The organism is Sphingobium anseongense (assembly GCF_037725245.1).
Classification (GTDB): domain Bacteria; phylum Pseudomonadota; class Alphaproteobacteria; order Sphingomonadales; family Sphingomonadaceae; genus Sphingobium.
Map to the genome: position 1 here is coordinate 1 of NZ_JBBJUL010000020.1, position 15,365 is coordinate 15,365.

Annotated in this window: 17 protein-coding genes; 4 read left to right on the forward strand and 13 right to left on the reverse strand. The window is 54.2% G+C overall.

Annotated features, from left to right (window positions below; translation table 11 throughout):
• Nucleotides 1-131: 131 nt before the first annotated feature.
• The 3 genes from WG908_RS16150 to WG908_RS16160 all read right to left on the reverse strand — a co-directional run bounded on the left by WG908_RS16150 (nt 132) and on the right by WG908_RS16160 (nt 2,846).
• Nucleotides 132-1,397, reverse strand: a complete 1,266-nt coding sequence (locus WG908_RS16150; protein ID WP_340187539.1) for a tyrosine-type recombinase/integrase — start codon at nt 1,395-1,397, stop codon at nt 132-134.
• 276 nt (nt 1,398-1,673) lie between these two features.
• Nucleotides 1,674-2,294, reverse strand: coding sequence for a hypothetical protein (locus WG908_RS16155; protein WP_340187540.1), 621 nt, complete (start codon nt 2,292-2,294; stop codon nt 1,674-1,676).
• Nucleotides 2,295-2,315: 21 nt separating this feature from the next.
• Nucleotides 2,316-2,846 carry a hypothetical protein gene (locus WG908_RS16160; RefSeq protein WP_340187541.1) on the reverse strand — a complete coding sequence of 177 codons (531 nt, stop codon included), beginning with the start codon at nt 2,844-2,846 and terminating at the stop codon, nt 2,316-2,318.
• A gap of 184 nt (nt 2,847-3,030) precedes the next feature.
• Here WG908_RS16160 and mobC point away from each other — a divergent pair, with 184 nt between their 5' ends.
• Together mobC and WG908_RS16170 are read left to right on the forward strand one after the other, a co-directional pair.
• Entirely contained in the window at nt 3,031-3,432 is a 402-nt protein-coding gene (gene mobC, locus WG908_RS16165) for a plasmid mobilization relaxosome protein MobC (protein WP_340187542.1), read from the forward strand.
• The gene (locus WG908_RS16170) at nt 3,429-4,775 is read left to right on the forward strand and encodes a relaxase/mobilization nuclease domain-containing protein (protein WP_340187543.1); all 1,347 of its coding nucleotides are present in this window, start codon (nt 3,429-3,431) and stop codon (nt 4,773-4,775) included. The genes mobC and WG908_RS16170 overlap by 4 nt, the downstream gene beginning before the upstream one ends.
• A 1-nt stretch (nt 4,776) precedes the next feature.
• Here WG908_RS16170 and WG908_RS16175 read toward each other — a convergent pair whose 3' ends face one another.
• From WG908_RS16175 to WG908_RS16205, 7 genes are all read right to left on the reverse strand, one after another.
• Nucleotides 4,777-5,067: a hypothetical protein gene (locus WG908_RS16175; protein WP_340187544.1), complete on the reverse strand. Its 291-nt coding sequence runs from the start codon at nt 5,065-5,067 to the stop codon at nt 4,777-4,779.
• Nucleotides 5,068-5,070: 3 nt separating this feature from the next.
• Nucleotides 5,071-5,598 carry an antirestriction protein ArdA gene (locus tag WG908_RS16180; protein ID WP_340187545.1) on the reverse strand — a complete coding sequence of 176 codons (528 nt, stop codon included), beginning with the start codon at nt 5,596-5,598 and terminating at the stop codon, nt 5,071-5,073.
• 283 nt (nt 5,599-5,881) lie between these two features.
• Nucleotides 5,882-6,634: a Qat anti-phage system TatD family nuclease QatD gene (qatD, locus tag WG908_RS16185; protein ID WP_340187546.1), complete on the reverse strand. Its 753-nt coding sequence runs from the start codon at nt 6,632-6,634 to the stop codon at nt 5,882-5,884.
• Entirely contained in the window at nt 6,631-7,908 is a 1,278-nt protein-coding gene (gene qatC / locus WG908_RS16190; protein WP_340187547.1) for a Qat anti-phage system QueC-like protein QatC, read from the reverse strand. The genes qatD and qatC overlap by 4 nt, the downstream gene beginning before the upstream one ends.
• Nucleotides 7,905-8,693: a Qat anti-phage system-associated protein QatB gene (qatB, locus tag WG908_RS16195; RefSeq protein ID WP_340187548.1), complete on the reverse strand. Its 789-nt coding sequence runs from the start codon at nt 8,691-8,693 to the stop codon at nt 7,905-7,907. Before qatB ends, qatC begins: the two co-directional genes overlap by 4 nt.
• Nucleotides 8,693-10,576 carry a KAP family P-loop NTPase fold protein gene (locus WG908_RS16200; protein ID WP_340187549.1) on the reverse strand — a complete coding sequence of 628 codons (1,884 nt, stop codon included), beginning with the start codon at nt 10,574-10,576 and terminating at the stop codon, nt 8,693-8,695. The genes qatB and WG908_RS16200 overlap by 1 nt, the downstream gene beginning before the upstream one ends.
• Nucleotides 10,577-11,145: 569 nt before the next feature.
• Complete coding sequence (locus WG908_RS16205; RefSeq protein ID WP_340187550.1) at nt 11,146-11,904, reverse strand: hypothetical protein; 759 nt, start codon at nt 11,902-11,904, stop codon at nt 11,146-11,148.
• Here WG908_RS16205 and WG908_RS16210 point away from each other — a divergent pair.
• Together WG908_RS16210 and WG908_RS16215 are read left to right on the forward strand one after the other, a co-directional pair.
• Entirely contained in the window at nt 11,903-12,100 is a 198-nt protein-coding gene (locus tag WG908_RS16210; RefSeq protein ID WP_340187551.1) for a hypothetical protein, read from the forward strand. The two genes, WG908_RS16205 and WG908_RS16210, sit on opposite strands and share 2 nt — an antisense overlap.
• Before the next feature lie 260 nt (nt 12,101-12,360).
• Nucleotides 12,361-13,428 carry a hypothetical protein gene (locus WG908_RS16215; RefSeq protein WP_340187552.1) on the forward strand — a complete coding sequence of 356 codons (1,068 nt, stop codon included), beginning with the start codon at nt 12,361-12,363 and terminating at the stop codon, nt 13,426-13,428.
• Between the two features lie 3 nt (nt 13,429-13,431).
• Here the strand turns inward: WG908_RS16215 and WG908_RS16220 are convergent, their stop codons facing one another.
• From WG908_RS16220 to WG908_RS16230, 3 genes are all read right to left on the reverse strand, one after another.
• Complete coding sequence (locus tag WG908_RS16220; protein WP_340187553.1) at nt 13,432-14,280, reverse strand: hypothetical protein; 849 nt, start codon at nt 14,278-14,280, stop codon at nt 13,432-13,434.
• A 94-nt stretch (nt 14,281-14,374) separates the two neighbouring features.
• Nucleotides 14,375-14,671: a helix-turn-helix domain-containing protein gene (locus WG908_RS16225; RefSeq protein ID WP_340187554.1), complete on the reverse strand. Its 297-nt coding sequence runs from the start codon at nt 14,669-14,671 to the stop codon at nt 14,375-14,377.
• Nucleotides 14,664-15,020: a type II toxin-antitoxin system RelE/ParE family toxin gene (locus WG908_RS16230; RefSeq protein ID WP_340187555.1), complete on the reverse strand. Its 357-nt coding sequence runs from the start codon at nt 15,018-15,020 to the stop codon at nt 14,664-14,666. Before WG908_RS16230 ends, WG908_RS16225 begins: the two co-directional genes overlap by 8 nt.
• Between the last annotated feature and the right edge of the window lie 345 nt (nt 15,021-15,365).

Here is a 15,365-nt window from a genome sequence, read left to right on the forward strand (position 1 = left end):
TGGCACGGTGAATACCAGAAAAAGTGAAAGCGTTTCCGGCTTTAGAATCTCGCCCAAAGAGTGTTCCCCTTTAGTTCTATATTAGGCGGTTGAAAGCTACCCCGCAAGCACTTGCCAACAACAGCGTGCTTCTAATTTCGGCGGCGTCGCACGTTAGGTCGCCCGATCGGCACTATCTCCGCGCCTGCCCGAATTTGATCGAGGCGCTCGCTCCACCATTGCGCCATTTCCACGCGCTCCGCCCAATATGGCGAACGGTTGTATATCCCCCGGATTTTGTCGTCGTCGCCATGTGCCAGTGCGCGTTCGATGGCGTCGCTGCTCCACATGGGCTTGCCCTGCCGATCCCGCGCCTCGTTAAGCAGGCTCGACGCCGTGGCACGGAAGCCGTGCGCCGTCACTTCGTCGCTGGCAAAGCCCATGCGGCGCATAGCGGCATTCATGGTGTTGTTGCTGATCGGGCGCGCGATGGAACGGATGGAAGGGAAAATATAGCCCGTCTCGCGGTTGGTAATGGCCTTGGCGGCTTTCAGGATCGTCAGGGCTTGCTTGGAAAGCGGAACATGGTGTGCGCGGCGCATCTTCATGCGCCCGGCCGGGATGGTCCACACAGCGGCATCGAAGTCGATTTCCTGCCATGTCGCCTGCCGTAGCTCTCCCGGCCGCGTAAAGACGTGGGGGATAAGCTGGAGCGCGTAAAGCGTGCTTGTGTTGCCCGAATAGCCGTCAATGGCCCGGAGCAGTTCTCCGAGCTTCACAGGGTCAAGGATCGCCGCATGGCTGCGCGTAGACGGCGCTGGCAATGCTCCCTTGAGATCGCGAACCGGATCAGACTCCAACCGCGCCGTCGCAACGGCATAGCGAAAGACCGCGCTGGCCATCTGCAACGCTCGCCGCGCGGTTTCGCGGTTGCCCTTGCGGGCGAAGGACTGAACCGCCTCCAACACCTCAAACGGTCGAATATCTGACACGGGGCGCTTGCCGATAGTCGGGGCAAGCAAACCGTGCAGCCATTCGTTTTTCTGTAGGGTCGCGGCCGACCATGCCTTGTCACCGTCCGATGCCCGCTTCTCGAAAAATTCACGCGCGATCACTGAGAAGGTATTGGCGACATCTTCGCGCCGCCGCAGCTTGGCAAGACGCTTTTCCAACGCTGGATCGGTCCCGGCGGCCAATGCCTTTCGCGCGTCATCCCGTTTTTTCCGGGCTTCCGTCAGGCTCACATCGGGATAGCTTCCGAGCGATAGTTTCTTCTCCAGTCCATCGACCCGAAATTTCAGCTTCCAGAGTTTGCCGCCGGACGGCGTGACAAGCAGGAAAAGCCCAAGGCTATCAGCAAGCTTGTAGGACTTTTCGCGCGGCTTGGCATTGCGGATGGTTATGTCTGCGAGCGCCATGGCTGGGGGCCTCTTAATTCTCAACGAATAGACAGGCCCCCAAAACAAGCCCCCAATTGGGGGCCTCTGCTCACGGACAGATGCGGACAGTGGCGACCAGTTGAGAGTGAGAATACCGCAGATTTCTGCGATTCGCCTACACCGTTAAGGACGTTTGCGGATGGAAGCGATGGTGCGCCCGGACGTAGAGACTTCGAACCAAATCTTTCAGGACTTGGAGGATTGGAACCGAATTTTAGCGGCAACGTCGATCAAGCCGCCTGAGCCTTAATACTGCTATTTATCCGTGGATTGGCTATCTATGTCGTCGTTCTGGGTACCCAACAGGCCCGAATCCTGATGGCGTCCCAGCCGCATCATTCTCGGCCCTAATCGCTCCCAGACTATGCGCTGCCTCTCGTCAGCGTTGAAGCCGATGCGTTCCAAAACGTCATTGAATTCACCTATCGAACTGGTTCGATCCCGATCAACCTGAATTCGCAATATTTCGTTTTCAAGATGCGCCCGCGTCTTTTCGGCATCGCTTCGCCAAGCCATATCCTTCTGCCGCTCATGCCGATCCTTCAGATATTCGCGAAGCTGCTGAAGGGGATTGAGAGAGCCGATAAGCTCCACCCAGCCCGGTGACTGAATAGTGATCCGGCTGATTTCCAACTGGTCATCAGGGTGAACTGCATCTCCTGCCAAATCGCCGACATGGCCGTCATAGGGCAGCAAAAGGTCAAGACCTACGTATTCTGGGAAACCCAATGTCCTACGATATCGACGATAGAAAGCCCAGCTTGGCAGATTATATAACGCCAAATAGGCGTTCTCCAAATCGGCGAGGAATTGGCCGAATTCTGCAACGCTGGCTCCGCGCTGTAAATTGAGTAGGACTGGACCATGTTCAGGCATATTCGAACTCCGTAAATCGGCTTATATTTTTGATGAAATTGAATTTCGGATCGATGCTCCGACCTGGGCCGCCTCTGTGTTGAGCAACTGTCTAATCTCATTGCAAAGGTTAGATGTGAGTTGTGCAGCCAAAATGACATGACCATACATCGCGGTCATGTTGTCCATGTCTTCCTTCTCAAGATCACTTCGAAGCTGCTTTATCAACTCATCGCATTTCGTATCGTATGCGTTGAGGGCGGTCGCTAAAGCCGGAAAATACAGCGTGGCAAGCGAACGCGTTTTTCCCAGATTGAACTTTTCGAAAGGCTTTCCAACGACCTCTTTCCGGTTAAGCATTTCGGCTGCAGCAACCATTTGTTGGGACGATGCGGCTTGAATCGCATCTAGTTCAGAAAAAAGGTCTTCAACCTTGGACCTTATGAGCGAAGCATCGTCGCGCCGATGTGACTTTGCCTGCTCCCGAATTCGGAACTGCCCGACAATGACGCTGCCGCTTATACCCGCCAGCGCGGTAATCGTCGCAATTGCAACGGTTTCCCAATCAGCCATTAGCCTATCTCCACCCTGTTTTTATCGGCATACACCAGTGCGGGGTGCAGGAAAACCACGGGCCAGTGGCGAATGTTGCCATGCGCCGTGCGGCTTAACCAATCGAGATTCTATCTTTCCCGCCACCCCGTATCCCCCCGGATGCGGGGTGGTTTCGTTTAACCCCATTTACCGTATGACCGCCATGAAACCTCCCAGACCAGCGCCGCTTTCCGTGCGCCTGTCGCCAGAGAACCGTGCGCGGCTGGAGCGGGATGCGGCTGGCATGTCGCTGGGTAGCTATATCCAATGGCGGCTGTTCGATCCTGATACACCGCCGCCGCGTCGTCGCGGCAAGGCTCCGGTCAAGGATCATGTTGCCTTGTCGAGGGCGCTGGCGGCGCTGGGGCAATCGCGCATTGCCAGCAACCTCAACCAGATTGCCCGCGCCATCCATACAGGCGTCATCGTCGTGACCCCGGAAGTCGAGGCGGAACTGATTGAAGCCATCCGGTATATCGGAGTGATCCGCAAAGATTTGATCGAAGCTCTCGACCTGTCGGAGGGTTCGCCATCCCCCTACGCTAAAGCTTCGGAGGACAGATGATCCTCAAAGCCTCACAGCGCGGCGGCGGGATGCAACTGGGCGCTCATTTGCTCAAAGAAGAGAATGAGCATGTGGAGGTGCATGAGATACGCGGCTTCGTGTCCGATACGGTGCTGGGTGCGATGAAAGAAGCCCAGGCCATCGCCCAAGGCACACGCTGCAAACAATTCCTGTTTTCGGTGTCGCTCAATCCACCGGAAACGGCGTCGCCGTCCATCGAAGCCTTTGAAGCCGCCATAGATCGGATCGAGGAGAAGAACGGCCTGACAGGCCAGCCGCGCATGATAATCTTCCATGAAAAGGAAGGTCGCCGGCACGCTCATGCCGTCTGGTCGCGTATCGATGCCGATACCATGACGGCGCGGCCCTTGCCGTTCTTCAAGATGAAGCTGCGCGAAATCTCCAAATCCCTCTATCTCGATCATGGCTGGCAGATGCCGCGCGGGCTTGTGGATTCCAAAGAGCGCGATGTTCGCAACTTCACCCATGCCGAATGGCAGCAAGCCAAACGCGCCGGGCATGATCCCAAGATTATCAAAGCGACGATACAGGAATGCTGGGCCTCATCCGGCAATAGGGCCGAATTTGCCAAGGCGCTGGAGGGGCGCGGCCTGTATCTCGCCAAGGGCGATAGCCGCGCCTATGTCGCCCTCACCATCGAGGGTGACGTGATGTCGATCCCGCGCATGATCGGCGTGAAGGCCAAAGACATCATCGCCAAGCTGGGCAAGCCCAACGACATGCGAAGCGTTGCCGATGCGCGGGAGCATATCGCCAGAGTCATCGCGCCCAGACTGAAAGAGTTGATCGCCATTGCCGATAAGGCACGGGCCAAGGAACTCGCCCCGCTACTGGATCGGCGCACGGCCATGAAAGAACTTCATACGGTCGAGCGGCAAAAGCTGGATGAAGGCCAGCGCAAACGATCAATCGCAGAATCCAAAATCCGCGCCGAACGCCTGCGCGGCGGCGTCGCTGGCCTATGGGATCGGATGACTAGTCAACGCTCCGCAACCGTCAAACAGAATGAGGCGGAAGCCTATCAGGCTTTCCGCCGTGATCGAGATCAGCGCCACAGCCTGATAGCGGACCAGATGAAGGATCGCCGCGCCCTGCAACGTGAAATCGTCGCCGTCCGCCAGCGGCATATGGGCCGTGTCGCCGAACTGCACCGCGACCTGTCGCGCCAGCAATCCGGCCAGCAAAGGGAATCCACGTTGCGGAGCCGCTTCAATGATACGGCGCGGTCCTCGCCTCCCACCTCGCGGGGCAATGGTCGGGGAAGTCCGGCAAGCGGTCGCCAGAGTGGCAGGGCATCGCGTGGGCCAGAAATGGGGCGATAGATCAGAACAAGCTGCCCTGTCGGCTGGCCTCTACATAAGATCGCCATGCTGGTTTAGCGGCTTCCTCATCAAGCCATGCGATAACCTGCGCCACGACATCGCCGCCTAGTCCTTCGATGGTCCCCGGTTGATGGAAATGTGAACGATAGCCTGTCTCCGTGATAGGCAGCGGTGCGCCTTCCGGCGATATGCTCCGCACTTCCAGATGGGCAATCGTTTTCCATTTCAGCGGCGTGTAAACGGCTTCAATCTCGATGCCCTGCCAATAGAATTTATATGTCTGCGGGTCCATCGTTCAGCCTCCCGCGAACACATGCACTTGGTCATGCGCGGTCTGGATGGTGAACAGGTCGCCGCTTAGTTCGGCATCCCGTGCCATGGCTTGCCAGTCGATATAATATTGCAAGCGTTTGGGAATGGTCATGCTGCCTTCCGTGGATTCCTGCATGAAATCGGCCACGCTCTCGAACTGGCCGTGATAGCGATCTTCCAACGCGTCCCGCGCTTCTGCCAATGAGCCGTAATAGGTGAAGAGTTCCGCGCCCAGCTTGCCATGTGCAGCAATAAACGCCGCCTTTTCGGCTACGCCTTCGATCCCTGCATATTCACACAGTTCTATCCCTTCAAAGCCCTCATGATCATGGATAGCCCATTCTTCGGCGTCCGTGATCGGTGAGATATCGAGCATTGCCCTGATGCCATCATAGATCGCCCATGCCTCTTGTTTGGCCTCGATCCATGCGCCGTGCAGGACGCCGTTGTTATAAGCCGCCAGACAGGCAACGTAGATTCTCGGTGCGATTGGTTCGGGCGCAGTTTCCATTCTCGTTCTTCCTATGGGTATGAGGTTCAAAGCCTTTCGCTTCTGAAACTCTGCCGTCGGTCGAGACTGGGGGTGCAAACGGAGCGGGAGCCTTCGCGGGGAACCTGCTGCACGGAATGAAATGGAGGAAGCTGGGCGGAAGGCTCTCCAAAGTGCGCCAGGGGCAAAGCCCCAAGCCTTCATGCGTTAGCGACCGCTACCGGATGGCCGAGACTACAGGCTCGGTGCGTGGCACACGCATAGGGCGCGGCCCGGCAGGAAACGCCCATACTCGACCATAATATTATAACCTTGTTGTATAGACATCCATTCGTTTTACCAAAGAACGAAGATTACCTAAAAGCTGATTTGAGACGCTAACTTCGTCGCAGCGCCAAATTTCGGAAAGGGGTTTGAACGCTCTATCTACATCCCAAGGCATCAGCGGTATACCTGCTATCTGCGCGAACGGTGCGTCTGTTTCCGTCAACACTCTTTCTCGAGGCATAAGTTCGACCAATCTTCTGCCTTTTGCCGAGCTTAGCATAAGCGGCCCCACACTGAACCAGCATCCTGTAGCAATAGCGCGGTCAAGTTCACGAAGAGAACCGGAAAACCAGTGCAATATAGGCGTTCCCGAATTAGGTTCGGATTGTAAAGCATCAATAACGCCCGAAGATGCTCGTCTGGAATGGATGCTAAGTATTTTTCCCTGCGCAGCGCTACAGGCGCGAAGAATTCGTTGGAATACTTCATCTTGTTTTTTGAAACTTGCTTTTAAATGTGGACTTCCATCCAATCCAATTTCACCCACGTAATTAGTTTCAGGAAGAAAATGTTCTAAAAGAGGCACTTCACCATATCGATCAGCAACGAGTTCTGGATGCAAACCCAGGCCAATTCGAATACGGCGTCTATCCCCAATTAGTTTTTTCGTTCCTGTCCATGCCTTTGGTGTCGTCGTGACTGCGAGAACGTAAATTCCTTTTGCTTCAGTTTCATCAAGTACCGCGGTAGCATTTGGATATAGGTCTATATGGCAATGAAAATCTATCAAATGACACCTTGGACAGTAAGAAAATCGCCCAGTTCTTCGATGCCGCGTTCAGCGACCCCACGCGCCGCAACAGCATCACTTATCATCGCCGAATTCAAGGTTCCGCCGACCCAAGCATTGAGGCCACGCTTTCGCTTAACGTATACCGCACAAGCTACGGAACGAACATCATCGAAGTCTCGAAATTTTTTACCCGGCGTCCCAAGCAATTCGTATTTATAGCTGCTTGTAAGATCATTTCCAATCCACTTATGAAAGGCTGCTCGCCGCACTAAGCATGGAACACACCTACCACACTGCTTGAAGCCTGTGCGGGCATACCTCCCACAGCTCGTCGTACTGCCAATTAATTGTTTCAATAATGCTTGATTTAAGCAACCATCCAGCATTTCACCCTTGGTTTTGTATTGATAAGGATTTTTCAGGCGAACTTTAATCCCAGACAAATCTAATATGGATTGCAGCTTCTCCAAGTAATGAGGATGTGTCGTTCTGGTACTTAGGGAGCCCAGGCGAAGAGCTGTTAGCGGTACATTCAAACTGATAAAGCCGTTCTCAGGAACGAACATATCAACTTCTTTTCCACTTGCGTAATTTTTAAGGCAGGTTGCGGCAAGGACGCCCAAGCCGAAAAATACAAGTGAGCGTCCACGTTGTGATCTCTCGGATGCAACGGGAGGGGAAGCATTGTGGTTAATCTGAACATGAAGACAATTTGGGGCGATGGCTTTAGCAAACCGCTGCTGATCGAATTTATCACCCTTTGCGACTTGGCTGACCAGCAAGGGCTTTTGTCCGATTGCGCACAGGTCAATTGCACCTATCAGACTGTCCATGCCTCCCGAGAGTAAGCAAATGGCGTCCTCAGGTCGCGTTTTCACAGGCTTTGGTGGGGCGGGTAGAAATCCGCCACCTATGAATGTGAGGTTCCAAATGTCGCCAGTGACAAAACGTAAAGCCTGTTGAAGATTAATAGTCACCCCAGACCAGAATGTCGGATCAATCACGGCAATGGTAAGATCGATCTTACGTGTCCAGCCATCTGGACTTTTTGATCGCGTACAACTCTCATCCGCAGCAACAACAGCGAGCGATATCGAAAGGAAATCCCATGCTCGAGAAGACGGTTGCAATCCCAATGCGTTGACTATCGAGGGGATCGTTGATCCGATTCCTCCAGTAGCGGAGTTTGGACGTGAGCCGTACAATACAAACGGAATCTCAATCCCCGACGGCAACGTGGTGCCAGGTGGTGCACAGCCTACCGTCGTCATATATAGCTCTCAAATATTTCAAATGTGTCGCGTAAAACTTCGCCTGATAATGTCGCTGCGTTCTGCCGATCCATTTTTGCTCCGGCCTGCTGCCGTGCACGAAAAGCTCTGGCGACTTCCTGCCGCACGAACGCTTTCATTTCCTCAAGCCGATCAGCTCCCGTTGCGTAGTTGGGTGCTTTATCCAGAACAGCTTTTCCTACATCCAATTCGATGCGATGGGCTAGGTCATGGGCGACATAAGACTCGATGACCTGATCGATTTGCGCATCGCCCAGAGCTGTAAGGTCTGCGTTGGGATCTTGCTCCAATATTTCTGATAGTGCTCGCGACACTGCATCACGGGCAGCTTCGCCGTCTTGTGTGCCATCTACCGGGCGCAATGTTTCGGCTATGATATCCGCTATTTCGGATTGGCTTTTCCCGGCAAGAGACGCGGTATCTAACGGCACGTCCGAGGGGATGGCAGTCCCCGTGCTTAGGGCAGATAGGACTCCGAACAGCCCGCCTGCGGTTTGCGCAGTTCCGGCCATACGCCGAGCGGCGGTTGAGGCACCGCCAAGACCACCTTTCGAATAATGGCCAAGCCCCTTCCGCAGATCGTCTGCTGATCCGCTACCACCGTATTTGCCTAATCGTGTTCGTGCAGGCTGAAAGCGGCGAGCTGGAGCATCAGGCGTGGGTTGAGGTGTCGGGCCTTGGCCATCCGGTGTCGCCGGAGGAACCCAATCTGGAACCATTGGTACGCCTGCGCCAGGGCCACGGCTGGATGCCGAAGTTCCCATCACTTATCCTTTCGTTTTGAGGCACTAGCGATAGCTTTTTTCACTGGATCACTTACGCCGGAAGCTCCTGCCCAAACGCTCAAAATCGGCTTGGCCCATTGCTTATCGGCCAGCAAGGGGATCAGTGATGCTGTGATCTGTGCAGATGGGATGCCTTGCATGAATCTGGCGATAAGCTGCCTGTGTTCTCCATCTAAATGGGCTATTGTTAGTAAGCCAAATAAAATAGGCGGCGTACCCCATTGATTTGCGGACCTAGCTTTCGCAAGTAATCTATCAGTAATTATCGCAACTTCACTGACAGGAAGCGGCTTTAGTTTGTCCGCCAGAGCATTACTCATCCCAGTGCTTAGTTTGTTCAGCGCTTCCAGTATCTCTGCGCCTTCAGATGACAGTCTGTCAGCAGCAGTTATGATAGGCATATGTTCGCGACTGACAAAGGCAACTCCACGAAGATCAATATCGGCAAGTGGAGGCTGTAATCCTAGCCATTCTCGAACAAAGTCGTTGTTCCATTCTCCATCCAGATTAACGGAGTTTGGGTCTTTGCTTACTGCCGTCTCTAGCGGAGCCAAGAACGAGGCTTTTCCGTCACCGCTCTCATTGATGGCGGATAAAAGTTCCGTGTACGCCTTCCCAGAGCCACAACGCTCAAACAGTAGCATTTTCGCTAAAGCAGTCTCGTCCACTCCAACGTTTTGCGAGCGAGCAATTGTCATGCGTAAAGAAAGGGTATTTAAAAACCTTTTTATTAAGCGAGGATTTCCAGCAATTTTACTAGATGTTGTAAGGATAGGAGCAATCCTGTCCGCTAGATCGAGCTTTGAAGCTAACTCTGGTGGGCAATTTTTTATCAGAGATGCAACAAATGCCCTGTCTACCCTCTTTCCTGTCCATGTCTCGCCCAACTGCTTGCAGACATGTGTTCTTATTTCGTCTTTTTCATCTCTTTCTAAAGCACTATTTTCAATAAATAGCATCATTAAATACGCGCGGACATCCTGCGTCCCTAGTGCTGGAACACGTATAGGAACTTGAATTAATTTATCAAAATAATTTGTTACCAAATCCTCATCAATATCGACATTCTTAAAATGAGAACGGACAGCTTGCCGGATCATTTTGTCATCTGCTGCAATAATGAATGCCGTTCTCTCAAGAAAGAGAAAAAGCCTCATAGCTTCCAATGTAGAAATAGCTGTCGGTGGCAGGCATCTATCGAGGTCATCTATCAAAACGACCAGCGTAATGTCGAGACTTTCTAAAGTTTCATGCAATTCTTTTCTAAAGTCATGGATAGCTTGAGGAGGAGTTTCTGGTTCTGGGGCAGGTTTTTCCTCATAAAGACCTTTCGCACCTGATACTGTGCCTTTTACGACCTTGGACGCTGAATCTATATCGGCTTGATTGATAGAGCCATCGGTCAAATTCTTTACAGCAGCGATGCCGTCGCCGATCAGACCAACTGGGGGAAGCCCCATTGCGAGAGATGCTGCCGTCGTAATGCCCGTACTTGCTACACGGAACCAATTTACCCGCTTTAATAGACCTTTGGCTTTTTCTACGGTCTCTGCGACCGCGCCTTTATCGGATTTTGCCCGCTCTAAAATTGCGCGTGCGATGATCTCCATGAGAGCAGCCCGCGTGTCGTCATATCCCTGATAAAGCCACGCGTTGAATTCGACAAAAAGGAATTTCTCGTCGGATCGCTGCTTCAAGGACTCCGCGAGCAGCTTCATCATTGATGATTTGCCGACGCCCCAACTGCCAGAGACGCCCATCGACAATGGCCGCCCATCCGCTTGGGCAATCATCTCGGCCGCGATATCCGCGATGAAGCGGAAATTTAAAAAGTCCCGGTTGGTTTCGTTATCTGACCACATTGCGTCACTGTCCCCTCAGCCACGGATCATTGCACTAACGGAAAGAACGCTCAATAGCCGTGAGGCTACCATCTCCCAGTTTGATTAAACCAAATTGGGGATAAGTTTCGTTATATAGCTCGCTGTCGAATGCCTTCTGCCTTGTCGCGCAGACCAATCATTTTCCATACGGCGGAGGCGATCTCCATCGAAGAGGATCGGCACCATTCAATTACACCTCATGTAGGCCGGGTTGGTCTGATCTGCAGACGAAGCTAGGGCAAACGGTGCTCGCCAGTGACACTGAAACGGCTGGGTTCCAAGGGGCAGGCACGCCCCTTTCGGTCATGGGTTCAAAGGGAGCGCGACGGCTCCTTTTGTCGATGGGGTTTGGGGAGCGCCGAAGGCTCCCCAATGGTGCTGGACGGCTCGATGCCGGAAAGCGCCTCAGCCTTGGGGGATCAAACGGGGGCGCGGCTTCAGCGGCCCCCTTTGCAAGGAGCGTGGTATTACCACGCACACCTTGCGGTTCACGCTATCGCTAAACTGTCGGCCTTCAATACCTGTGAGGATAAAGATCGAACCGGAAGCTATTCCGACGGAAGCGCGGGGGTTTCATTTAGAGAACCCATGAGTTGGTCATGAGAATCGCGCTGGATTTTTTCATATGCCTCGCGTTTTGTGACATGCTCGGCCAAAGCTGTTTTCAGGTAATCGCGAACATTCCATTCGGTTGAATAGTCCACTGCCTCAATGCCCCATGTGTTCCGAAAACCGATTGCCAGTTCCAGCGCCTTAAGACCTAGCCTTGCTGATTCTTCGCGCACAAGCGGCACGATATCCTCTTCATCGCCAAATTCCCATTCGCCGGAAAATGAGGCTTTGCGGGTATCGACTTCTACCCGAAACGACATTGCCCTGGTCGTGTCTCTAATTCCAAACGGCTTCCATTCGACGGCTGCGGGATAATCAGGCAAATCAGCAATGTTCCCGTGCGGCACCCCGGCATGACCATCTGAATTTTGGTGATTCTGAGAATCGCCTATTAGCGTGGCGCATTTATCCGCGTATGATTCGAGGGCGATAGCTACATACAGCGCTGAGAATTTGCCCTCGTGCTTGGCTTTTCGCCAATCACGGATAATACCGATACCTTGTGTAACAGCGGCGGCGATCACTGATGATCCGCCTACAATCGTTAAAAGCTCGGTTGTAGAAAATGGCATGAGCCAGTTTACCGCGCTCCTGCCAAGCAAACCAATGCTTTCTTTTTGGGCCTTGGATTCCCCATCCCCCCAGACCCGCGACCAAGCAATGCCATTGCGCCTTTCCTCAAAAATGAGAGGCATGACGATGATTCAAGTAACGCAGATTGGCGATTTGGCTTTTGAAGTCCGGTTCGACCCGGCAATCCGGCAAGACCTTCGGGACGTTTCAGGCTGGGGCACGGAGGCAGATGCGATCAACCGCATCTTGGCCGATGTCATACTTGGCCCTGAACCATATGAATGGGATGGCGAGCCAACTGCCGGGGCGGATATTTAAGTTACAGGCGGTCCCATTGCTCAAGCCTCGCTCGGGCGCAATGAAATCAAGCGTCCGGTCCTCCAGGCAGAGGACATCAGGCGCATTGGCGAAGGGCAGCAGATTATCAAGCTGCCCGGCTTTCCGCTCTTCGTTGCCGACCGCATTCCCTATTGGCGCGTGACGCCGTGGAAATCGCAGCTACGCGATGTGCGCCATTTGCATTTTGGCACGGAGCGCAAGGCTCCCCTTCGGCTTCCTTACTATCCAGATGCGGGAGATTGATGATGGCACGAACGCAGGAAGGCCGTGGCGGATCGCGCGGCCTTGGGACACGCGGACAATCGACTGCGTTGCGATCATCGTTCCGGGATAGCGGGGCCATTCGCCTGACTTTGGCGGAAGCCGCCAAGGTGCATCGTGCCGCCGATAGGGTGCGCGAGAAAGCGCAATCTCACTATGAGAAGCATCGCGATACATGGGTGGCACGTCACTACGGAAAGCTTTTGCTCAAAGCTATGCCGACCCTTGCCCTCACGCCACCGGGCATGTGGAGCGATCCCAAGATCGCGTTGATGAACCGGGCGCGGAACGAGGTTCAGCGCAATCACGCCAAGCGGCTTCAGTTCATCGAGACGGTACGAAAGGCAATGCTAGATGCCGGGCGTATGCGGGAAAGCCGCAAGATAGAATGGGGCGGCAAGGCGGCAGTATTTGCCACGGTTGCTGATCGCGGTTCACATGCACGGGCGTCATCGCTGCCTGACGGCAAGGCTGCGAAGGATGCCCGGCCTGTCACACGAACAGAAAAGGCGCGTATAGCCGTCGCGCAGGATCGCGCCCGGCGGCGGGCGGAAGCGCATCTGGCGAAGAATCAGGAAAAATGGACAGCCAAGCGCTATTACGCCCTCACGGATAAGTTCCATCTGTCGAAGGGCAAGCTCTCCGAGAAGGACGCCCAGCATGTTCGTGACGTTGCGATGGAGGTTGCCAATCGCGGCGTCACGGCAAAACATGAAGCCCGACTTCAACGGATCGACGCGGCGTGTGTGCGCCTGCTGGATGCCCGGAAGCCAGGTGTGCAACCTGCCGCGCTACTCGGCGGCAGTTTTGATGACGAAGTGCGGGCAAAGGAAAAGATCGGCACTCGTGCGATGATCGTGGCCGATACCGTCCACCAATCGGCCAACGGCAAAGCAGCGCTGGGTTTGCCCATGATCGTGTTCGGGAATGTGGCGGGCCGGAGCGCCTCGATTTATGCAAGGCTGACGGACGGAAGCCCGGCGTTCCTCGTCTTCATGAGTGACACGGATTATACGGCTGAGGCTTTACGGCGGCTTGGTGACTAGGGATTAGATTTCCACGCCTGCCATGCCGGAAGGCGCGGGCGTCGTCGGTGTTGGTCGAGTGATTTTCTGCGCAGGTTGCAACGGCTGGGTAGCTGCCAATGCCACGCCATAATGATCTGAAAGCGCTGGGGCGGATGCGAATAGATCGCTTCCCGTTTCTACGGATATTTTCTGCCCGGAATTCAAACTTTGGTTCTGATCCATTCCCGAATTCATCTGGCGGTGCTGCTCCGCAAGCTTCGGCATAATCTTCCGAATTTCCGGGTCTTGCTCGGCACGTTTGACCTTCTCGCGTTCCTCATCGGTTCGTTGGGATTCCGGCTTCGCCATGATGGTTGTGGCATCCGCTATGACGTCGGCCTTGTTTTCGGCTTCGCTCCGCGTTTTGCCGTCCTTCATCAAACGCTCGATCAGCCATTGGCGTAAGGCGCTGTCGCGTTTGAGGTCTGCGCCGATCGCACCATATTCTTCGCCGGACATATTGACGCCCGCGAAGCTGTGCTTCTGTTGCGCCCATTCTTCGCGCTCGCGTTCGAGCCTCTGCTCAATCTCTTGAACTACCGACACGACATAGAGGCGGTTTTCCTCATCCTTGTCGCGTTCCCGTTCTTGCATTGTTTTGCCGTCGAAAGCCCTGCCCATGTCGGCGGCTATAAACCCGGCTTCTTGTGCGGAAATCTTGGCTTGTTCCGCTCTGGCGTCGATGGCTTCCTTGAGAAAATCCGGCATGTCATACGGTAAGGCCATGGCGTTGAAAATCCGCGCGGCGGTGTACACCGCCGTGTCGAAGTCCCGCTCGGAGTTTTTGATATTGTCTCGCTGGACTTCGATCAGATTTTCGCCTGCTTCCATGCTCCATATTATCATCTAACATGGTTAATACCGAGTAAAAATGGCGGAAAATCGCCATTCATGCTATCGTATGACAAGAGTATGGCGGCGGAAATCAAACCAACTCGAACTGAACCCTGCGCCCGATGATAGCCGCCGCACGCTGGAGCGTGTCGAGGGTGACATTGCCATCGTTCGGATCAAGGATGCGGTTTACCTGCGTCCGGCTGGTATGCATCATCAAGGCCAAGCGGCTCTTGCTGATCTTGCGTTCCTTCATCGCCTCGCCAAGCTGCCAGGCGATGACTTCCTTGATGGCTTGCGCCTGTGTTTCGCCAAGCACGCCTTCCTCCTCCAGAAAGCTGTCGAGCGAAGACCCCATATGCTTGTTGTCGTTCGTATCCTTAGCCATTTTCGACCTCCTTCTGGCGCTTTTGCGCGAGTTTCAAATCCGTGTCGGGTGTGGCTTGCGTTTTCTTGACGAAGCCATGCAGGGCATAAAGCCTGCCCTCATGAAAGCAGATCATCACCCGGCAAATCTTGTCGCTGGGCAGCGTCGTCCGCACTTCCCACAAACCGCCTTTCATGGCGCGGCAAAGCGGCATGCCAACAGGCCAGCGATATTGTACCCTTTGCAGATCAAGCCCGACCGCCCGGCGATCCGCCTCGTCCAAATCTTTCAACCAGTCGCGGACCGGTTCTTTGCCGCCCGACGTCCGGTAGAAATGTAGTTCGATCTTGGGCGGGGCGCTTGCTGCCATAACGTACCTTATAAGGTTCATTGGACCATAAAAGGTACATTCATGTCAATGGTTATGATTTGGCTGGACAAATCATAACCGTTAGAACATAATAGGAACGAATACCTACAACTGCGCCCTCATGAAAGCCCGCTGATCCCCCTCGGCGGGCTTTCGCTATTTCTATCCCCCCGCGATGGATGGCTGCCAGCCGTAGGAAATCCAAACCGTTCAATCATCAATGCGACCTGCGCGAGAAGCATCTTGCGCGGTCGGGAAAGTGTGTCCGCAATGCAGCTCGATTTCGAGAAATACCGTCCTTACGTCGATGCCTTCGACATGAGCGAGGCGCGGAAGATCGAGCTG